This is a genomic window from Candidatus Magnetaquiglobus sp. (assembly GCF_058402785.1).
In genome coordinates this window covers 1-7,438 of sequence record NZ_JBZVFG010000081.1, presented here as the reverse complement: position 1 = coordinate 7,438, position 7,438 = coordinate 1, and the positions used below count along the sequence as shown (strand labels likewise).

General features: G+C 62.9%; 4 protein-coding genes. All 4 read left to right on the top strand.

What is annotated here, in order from left to right; translation table 11 throughout:
- Positions 1 to 148: 148 nt before the first annotated feature.
- The 4 genes from aroB to ACV4UY_RS16185 are packed head-to-tail and all read left to right on the top strand — an operon-like array spanning position 149 to position 7,344.
- Positions 149 to 1,258 carry a 3-dehydroquinate synthase gene (gene aroB, locus ACV4UY_RS16200; protein ID WP_491608593.1) on the top strand — a complete coding sequence of 370 codons (1,110 nt, stop codon included), beginning with the start codon at positions 149 to 151 and terminating at the stop codon, positions 1,256 to 1,258.
- 40 nt (positions 1,259 to 1,298) lie between these two features.
- The gene (locus ACV4UY_RS16195) at positions 1,299 to 4,844 is read left to right on the top strand and encodes a response regulator (RefSeq protein WP_491608592.1); all 3,546 of its coding nucleotides are present in this window, start codon (positions 1,299 to 1,301) and stop codon (positions 4,842 to 4,844) included.
- Positions 4,841 to 5,710: a CheR family methyltransferase gene (locus tag ACV4UY_RS16190; protein ID WP_491608591.1), complete on the top strand. Its 870-nt coding sequence runs from the start codon at positions 4,841 to 4,843 to the stop codon at positions 5,708 to 5,710. The genes ACV4UY_RS16195 and ACV4UY_RS16190 overlap by 4 nt, the downstream gene beginning before the upstream one ends.
- Positions 5,707 to 7,344: a response regulator gene (locus ACV4UY_RS16185; RefSeq protein ID WP_491608590.1), complete on the top strand. Its 1,638-nt coding sequence runs from the start codon at positions 5,707 to 5,709 to the stop codon at positions 7,342 to 7,344. The genes ACV4UY_RS16190 and ACV4UY_RS16185 overlap by 4 nt, the downstream gene beginning before the upstream one ends.
- The last annotated feature ends 94 nt before the right edge of the window (positions 7,345 to 7,438 follow it).

The following is a 7,438-nucleotide window of genomic DNA, read 5'->3' as shown; positions in this document are numbered from 1 at the left end:
GGAGAACCCCCACACCCCCCGTACCATGGACCTCCCTTCGGGAGTTCCATGGTAAGATGTGTTGCCACGGCGCGCCGCTTCCGGTAAAGTCAACCCTGTTTTTTTAGACGATTCATCTTCATCCGTCCAGAGCTGGTAACGAAAAAATATGGCAGACTCCCTCTCCGCCACGGCGCGGACCCTGACCGTGGATCTCGGGCCACGCTCCTACGACATCCTGATCGGCGCCGGGATCCTCTCCCGCTTGGGCGACGAGGCGCGCATCCGCTTCCGGGGACGACGCCTGGCCGTGGTCACCAACGCCACGGTGGCCCCGTTGTTCCTGGACGCCACCCGTCGCGCGCTCGTCGAGGCCGGCTACCAGGTGATCGGGATCGTTCTGCCGGACGGCGAGACCCACAAGAACTGGGTCACCCTGCAATCGATCTTCGATGGCCTGATCGCCAACCGTTTCGAACGCGGCGATGGGTTGGTGGCTCTCGGGGGTGGGGTGGTCGGCGACATGACCGGTTTCGCCGCCGCCTGTCATCTGCGTGGAGTCCCTTTCCTGCAGGTGCCGACCACGCTTCTGGCCCAGGTTGACTCCTCGGTGGGCGGCAAGACCGGCATCAACCATGCCCTGGGCAAAAACCTCATCGGCGCCTTCCATCAACCGTGCCTGGTGCTCATGGACATCGATACCCTTGCCACGTTGCCCAAACGGGAGCTTCTGGCCGGCCTGGCCGAGGTGATCAAATACGGCGTGCTGTGGGACCGGGCCTTTTTCGAGACGATCGAAACCCACCTGGAGGCGGTTCTGTCCGGTGATCCGGGCCTGATGATCGAGATTCTCCATCGCAGCTGCGCGATCAAGGCGGAAATCGTGGCCCAGGACGAACGGGAACAGGGGGTGCGGGCCTTGTTGAATCTCGGCCACACCTTCGGGCATGCGGTGGAGGCGCTGACCGGCTATGACCAGTGGTTGCACGGCGAGGCCGTGGCCATGGGCATGGTGGTGGCCGCGCGGCTGGCGGTGCGGATCGGTCTTTGTCCTCCGGACGAGGAGCGGCGCATGACCGCCCTGATCGAGCGGGCCGGTCTGCCGGTGCGGCTCCCGGTCCATCCGGTCGAGGCGTATGTCGAGGCCATGGGCCACGACAAGAAGGTGGAGGCGGGTCGGATCCGCTTCGTGCTGCCCGAGCGGATCGGTCGAACGTTGGTGCGCGCCGATGTCGATCTCGACGCGGTGCGTGCCACCCTCGCGGCGTGCATGGCTTGAATGGCCGGTTCGCTCGACCCTTGAGTAAGGATTGAATGGCATGCCTTCCTTGCACCATCTCACCATGGCCCAGCGCATTGCCGCCGGATTTTCGGTGCTGATCGCGCTCCTGTTCGCCCAGTTCGCCCTGTTCGATCATCAAAACCGCCAGTTGCAGGAGATCCAGCAGCGCATGGTGGAGCACCCGTTCAAGGTCAACGGCGCGGTGCAGAAGTTGGACAAGGATGTACGGGAGATCCGACACGCCAGCGTTCTGTTGCTGACGTTCCAGAACAAAGAGGAGATTCAACGGACCGAGACCCGCTTGCAGGCCACCTGGAACAATCTCCAGGGCCAGCTGGGGATCATCGAGTCGCGTTTTCTCGGGGATATGGAACGGGTGCGTGAGACCAGGGGGTTGTTGGAGAGCTGGTGGCATACGTTGTTGCATCGCGAGATCGAGTTGCTGCTCGAGGGCAGGAGTCGCGAAGCGGCGGCGTTGCACGAGGAAGAGGCGTATCGGCGCAGACTGGCGCGTATCGACGAGAATGTTCATTATATCACGGAGTTTTCGTACAACAAAGCATTTCTCTTTTCCCAGGAGTACGAACAGTCCGTGGCTGCGGCCAGACGGGTGGTGATCGGATTTTTTCTGTTCATCGTGGTGCTGGGGCTGTTCGTGGCGATCCAGGCCACCCGTGCCATCACCCGACCGTTGCGCGCCTTGAATCAGGCGGTCAACAACCTGGCCGAGAAACGGTTCTCCACCGCCGTGCCGGGCACGGAGCGGCAGGACGAATTCGGCACTCTGGCCCGATCGATCGGGGTGTTGCAGGAGATGGCGCGCCGCACCGACGAGGAGACCTGGATCAAGAGCGAGGTCAATGCCCTCTCCACCCATCTTCAGCAGCGCACCGACACCGAGTCGTTCGCCGGACAGCTGGCGCATCGGTTGACCCCGCTTCTGGAGGGGCGGCATGGCGCTTGTTATCTGTTCGACGAAACGCGCGAGGTTCTGGTATTGAAGGGAGGATATGGTCTGGACGAGGCGGTCTTGACGCGCCGCGAGATTCCGATCGGCGAGAATCTCGTCGGCCTGTGCGCCCAGAAACGGCAGGTGTTGACCCTCACCGCGCTGCCCGAGGGGTATGTGAAGATCGGTTCCGGTTTGGGGGATGGCGCGCCGCGCGGTCTGCTGCTCGCCCCCCTGGTCTTTCAGGATCGCATCCTCGGCGTGGTGGAGGTGGCCTCGTTTTTGGCGTTCACTCCCAGGCATCACGCGCTTCTGGAGACTCTTTTGCCGGTGATCGCCATCAACCTGGAGAGCCTCAACCGCCACCGGCGCACCACGGAACTGCTCGAGGAGTCACGCCATCAACAGGCGTTGCTCCGGCAATCCGAGGAGGAGCTGCGCGTCATCAACGAGGAGTTGCGCGTCAAGAGCGACGATCTGGAACGGCAGACCACGGAATTGCGTCGCTCCGAGGAGGAGATGCGCGTGCAGGGCGAGGAGCTGCTTTCGGCCAACGAGGAGCTGCGTGGCAAGCACGACGAACTGGAACGCCACGCCCGCGAGTTGCACGCCGCCCGCGAGCTGGCGGAACTCAACGCCCGGGAGGTGGAAAAGGCGTCGCGCTACAAGTCCGAGTTCCTGGCCAACATGTCCCACGAGTTGCGCACCCCCCTGAACAGCCTGCTGATCCTGGCCCGCTCGCTCGCTTCCAACCCGGAAGGGAACATGAACGAGGATCAGCGCGAGTCGGCCCAGATCATCCACGACAGCGGCACGGATCTGTTGCGTTTGATCAACGACATCCTGGATCTCTCCAAGGTGGAGTCGGGCACGATCGAGATCGTGGAGGAGCCCCTTTTCCCGACCCAGCTGGTGGCGCGCCTGGAGCGTCGTTTTCAGCCCCTGGCCCAGGAGAAGCGCCTGGAACTCGGCATGCACATCCTTCCTGGCGTGCCTGCCGCCCTGCTCACCGATTCGAACAAGCTCGAGCGGATTCTGATCAACCTTCTGGCCAATGCCATCAAGTTCACCGAGACCGGGCGGGTTTCCCTCACCATTTCCAGTGCCGTTCAGCCGGGAGTTCGGGAGGCGGACCAGCGGATCGTGATGGCGGTGCGGGATACCGGCATCGGCATCCCCACGGGGATGGAGGAGCGGATTTTTCAGGCGTTTCAACAGGTGGATGGTTCGACCAGTCGTCGTCACGGCGGCACCGGACTGGGACTCTCCATCGCCCGCGAGCTGGCGCGGTTGTTGGGTGGCGAAATTCAGGTCGAGAGCCGCGAGGGGGTGGGCAGCACCTTCACCCTCACCCTGCCCCTGTGCGAGGCGGTGGTGACGGGCGAGGAGCCGGTCGCGCCGGTCGAACCGCCCAGCGTCTCCACTCTGCCTCCGGTGCGCGGGGATGAAAAAAAGGTTCTGATCATCGACGATGACCCGGTATTCGCCAATATCCTGGCCAACCTGGCCAGGGAGAAGGGGTTTGCCACCCGTGTCGCCGCCAGCGGCGAGGAGGGGGTGGAGGCCGTGGCCCGTCTGCGTCCGGACGGGGTGATCCTGGATATCGGTCTGCCCGGCATGGATGGCTGGGCGGTGCTCAAACGGCTCAAGGAGGATGCCGCCACCCGTGACATTCCGGTGCATGTCATCTCCGGTCGCGACGAACGGCGACACGGACTCGAGGAGGGGGCCGAGGCCTTCTGGATCAAACCGGTCAGTCAGGCGCAGATCGAAACCGTGCTGGGTCGCATCGCCAGGAGTCAGGGCGGCCTGTTGCAACCCCGCCATGTGCTGGTGATCGAGGATGATCCGCGCACCCGCAAGGCGATCGCCAAACTGCTCGAAACCAGGGAGGTCAAAGCCACCCTCGTGGGTCGCGCCGAAGAGGCGCTCGAGCGGCTCAAACAGGAGCGTTTCTGCTGCATGGTGCTGGATCTGAACCTGGGGGGCGTCAGCGGTTTCGATCTGCTGGAGCGGGCACAGACCGACGGGATGGACCTCCCGCCGGTGATCATCCACTCCGGTCGCGAGCTGACCGATCGCGAAACTTTGCACTTGCGTGAGTTCACCGATCACATCATCATCAAGGGGGAACGGTCGGCGGAGCGGTTGCAGAGCGAGGTCTCCCTGTTCCTGCAAGAGGTCTTTTGCGGCGGCGAAAAGAGCCTGCCCCCGGCCCAGCCGGTCAAATCCGCCATCGACCACGATCCGGTCCTCTCCGGCAAGTGCGTGCTGATCGTCGATGACGACATGCGCAACATCTTTGCGTTGTCCAAGGCGCTGCGCGCGCGCGGACTCCAGGTGCTCATGGCCCAGGATGGACTGCGCGCCCTGAATCAGTTGCGGGAGAACAGCGCCATCGATCTGGTGATCATGGACATCATGATGCCGGAGATGGATGGCTATGCCGCCATGCGTGCCATCCGCAGCAATCCGGATTGGCGCGGGTTGCCCATCATCGCCCTGACCGCCAGGGCGATGAGCGGAGAGCGCGAGAAGTGTCTCGAAGCCGGCGCGAGCGACTACCTGGCCAAACCGGTGGATCTCGACCGGCTTTTGGCCATGATGCACCGGTGGCTCGCGTCCGCGTCATGACCATCCCGTCCATCCCGGAGATCGAAGCCCGCCTTTTTCTGGAGGCCTTGAAACTCCGTCATGGTTACGACTTCGGGGGCTACTCACCCGCTTCGTTGCACCGACGCCTGGAGAACCTCCGCACCCGCCACGGCTGCGCCTCCCTGCTGGAGTTGCTGCCCCGCCTGCTCCACGAGGAGCGCTTCGTCGGCACGGTGATCGGGGATCTCTCCGTGCCGGTCACCGAGATGTTCCGGGATCCCGCCCTGCATCTGACCCTGCGTGACCAGGTGGTTCCCTATCTCGCCACCTATCCGCGCCTGCAGGTGTGGATTCCAGGGTGCGCCAGCGGTGAGGAGGCCTTCTCCCTGGCGATCCTGCTCCATGAGATGGGGCTGCTCCCCGTGACCACCCTGTTCGCCACCGACATCAACGATCAGGCCATGGCCGTCGGCGAGGAGGGGGTCTATCCCCGCGAACGCGTGACCGGATTCGCGCGCAATTACCAACTCTCTGGAGGTCATGGATCGATCCTGGACTATTTCGAGTTGGATCAAGAGCATGCCCGGGTCATCGAACCGATTCGCCAGCGCATCGTCTTTGCCCACCACAACCTGGTCACGGATGGCGTGTTCGCCGAAACCCAGCTGATCTATTGCGCGAATGTGCTGATCTATTTTAAAACGCACTTGAAAAATCGGGTGCTCGGCATGTTCCGCGACAGTCTGGTGCAGGGTGGTTTTCTGTGCCTCGGCTCCCAGGAGAGTCTCACGGGCAGCGCGGTGGATGACGCGTTCGCCGCGGTGGATTCGTTGAGTCGGGTCTACCGCTCCCGTTATGTCCATCCACACCCGTCACCCGGACACGCGTCGAGGTCCTCTGGATGAGCGAATTGTTGCCCAAACTGCTGATCGTCGATGACGTACCGGCCAATCGACTGGCCCTGCGCAAACTGTTGCGTCAGGTGCGCGCCGAAATCCTGGAGGCGGCCTCCGGCAACCAGGCGTTGAATCTCTGCCTGGAACACGAATTCGCTCTGGTCCTGTTGGACGTGCAGATGCCGGACATGGACGGCTACGAGGTGGCCACCCTGCTGCGCGGCGAGGAGCGCACCAGGGACTATCCGATCATCTTCGTCACCGCCGCCTACAAGGATCTGTCCCACCGCATCCATGCCTACGGCGTGGGCGCCGTGGACTACATCGAAAAGCCCATCGATGACTACACCCTGCTCTCCAAGATCCGGGTGTTTCTGGAGCTTTATCACCGCCGCATCACCACGGATCATCTCCTGGCCGAACTGGCCACGGCCAACGACGCCTTGAAAAAGGAGATCGAGGTTCGGGAACGGTTCGAACAACAACTGCGTGAGGCCAAGGAGCGGGCAGAGCGTTCGGTGAAGGCCAAGAGCGATTTTCTGGCCGCGATGAGCCACGAGATCCGCACGCCGATGAACATCGTGCTGGGGATGAGCGGCGTGCTGTTGGAGAGCGACCTGACCCCCGAGCAGCGCCATTTCGTGGAGATGATGCACCGCTCCGGAGGGGCGCTGTTGACCATCATCAACGATATTCTCGACTTCTCGCGCATCGAGTCCGGGCGGTTCAGTTTAAGCGAGGCGCCTTTTTCTCCGACCGCCCTGGTGGAGGAGATCTGCAATCTGATGCGTCTTTCCGTGGAGCAGAAGGGGCTCAAACTGGCGGTCCGGATCGCCCCGGATCTGCCCAGGGCCATGCTCGGGGATGATGGCCGGGTGCGGCAGATTCTGATCAACCTGATCGGCAATGCCATCAAGTTCACGGAACGGGGACGCATCCGGGTGACGCTTGAACGCCATCCCGAGGATCCCGAGGCGCTTTTGTTTTCGGTCGCGGACACCGGCATCGGCATCGCCCCGGAGTTCCAGACGCGCATCTTCGAGCAGTTCTCCCAGGCCGACACCGGCATCACCCGGCGCTTCGGGGGCACGGGGTTGGGATTGACCATCTCGCGTCGGCTGTTGGAGATGATGAATGGGCGCATCTGGGTGGAGAGCCGTCCGAATGCCGGCAGCACCTTCCATTTTTCCCTGCCGATCCGGGCGGTGGATTCGTTGGTCCCGGTTGCGTCGGATGTGGCCGACTCCTCCGGCGAGGCGCGCCGGTTGAGAATCCTGCTGGCCGAGGACTGTCCGGAGAATCAGATTCTGTTTCAGGTTTATCTGGAAAAATCCCATGAACGGGTTGTGACCGTGAAGAACGGTCAGGAGTCGGTGGAGCGGATCCGCCAGGAGTCGTTCGACCTGGTGTTGATGGATGTGGAGATGCCGGTGATGGATGGGCTGACCGCGACCCGTCTGATCCGGCAGTGGGAACAGAAACGCAATGCCATGCCCATGGTGATCCTGGCCTTGAGCGCCCATGCCACCCTCGACCGCCAGAAGGAGAGCCTGGCCGCCGGTTGCGATGGCCATCTGGTCAAGCCGGTGAGCAAGAAGTCGCTGCTGGCATCGATCCAGAAGGCCATCCGCGCGGCGGGTTGAGCGAATGTTTCGCGTCGATACAGCTTGGGGGTCCTGAATGGTTACCATGGAACTCCCGAAGGGAGGTCCATGGTACGGGGGGTGAGGGGGTTCT

Bases quoted from the DNA above. Each gene is read 5' to 3' on its own strand.
- aroB (WP_491608593.1), top strand. From the start codon at position 149: ATGGCAGACTCCCTCTCCGCCACGGCGCGGACCCTGACCGTGGATCTC.
- ACV4UY_RS16195 (WP_491608592.1), top strand. From the start codon at position 1,299: ATGCCTTCCTTGCACCATCTCACCATGGCCCAGCGCATTGCCGCCGGA.
- ACV4UY_RS16190 (WP_491608591.1), top strand. From the start codon at position 4,841: ATGACCATCCCGTCCATCCCGGAGATCGAAGCCCGCCTTTTTCTGGAG.
- ACV4UY_RS16185 (WP_491608590.1), top strand. From the start codon at position 5,707: ATGAGCGAATTGTTGCCCAAACTGCTGATCGTCGATGACGTACCGGCC.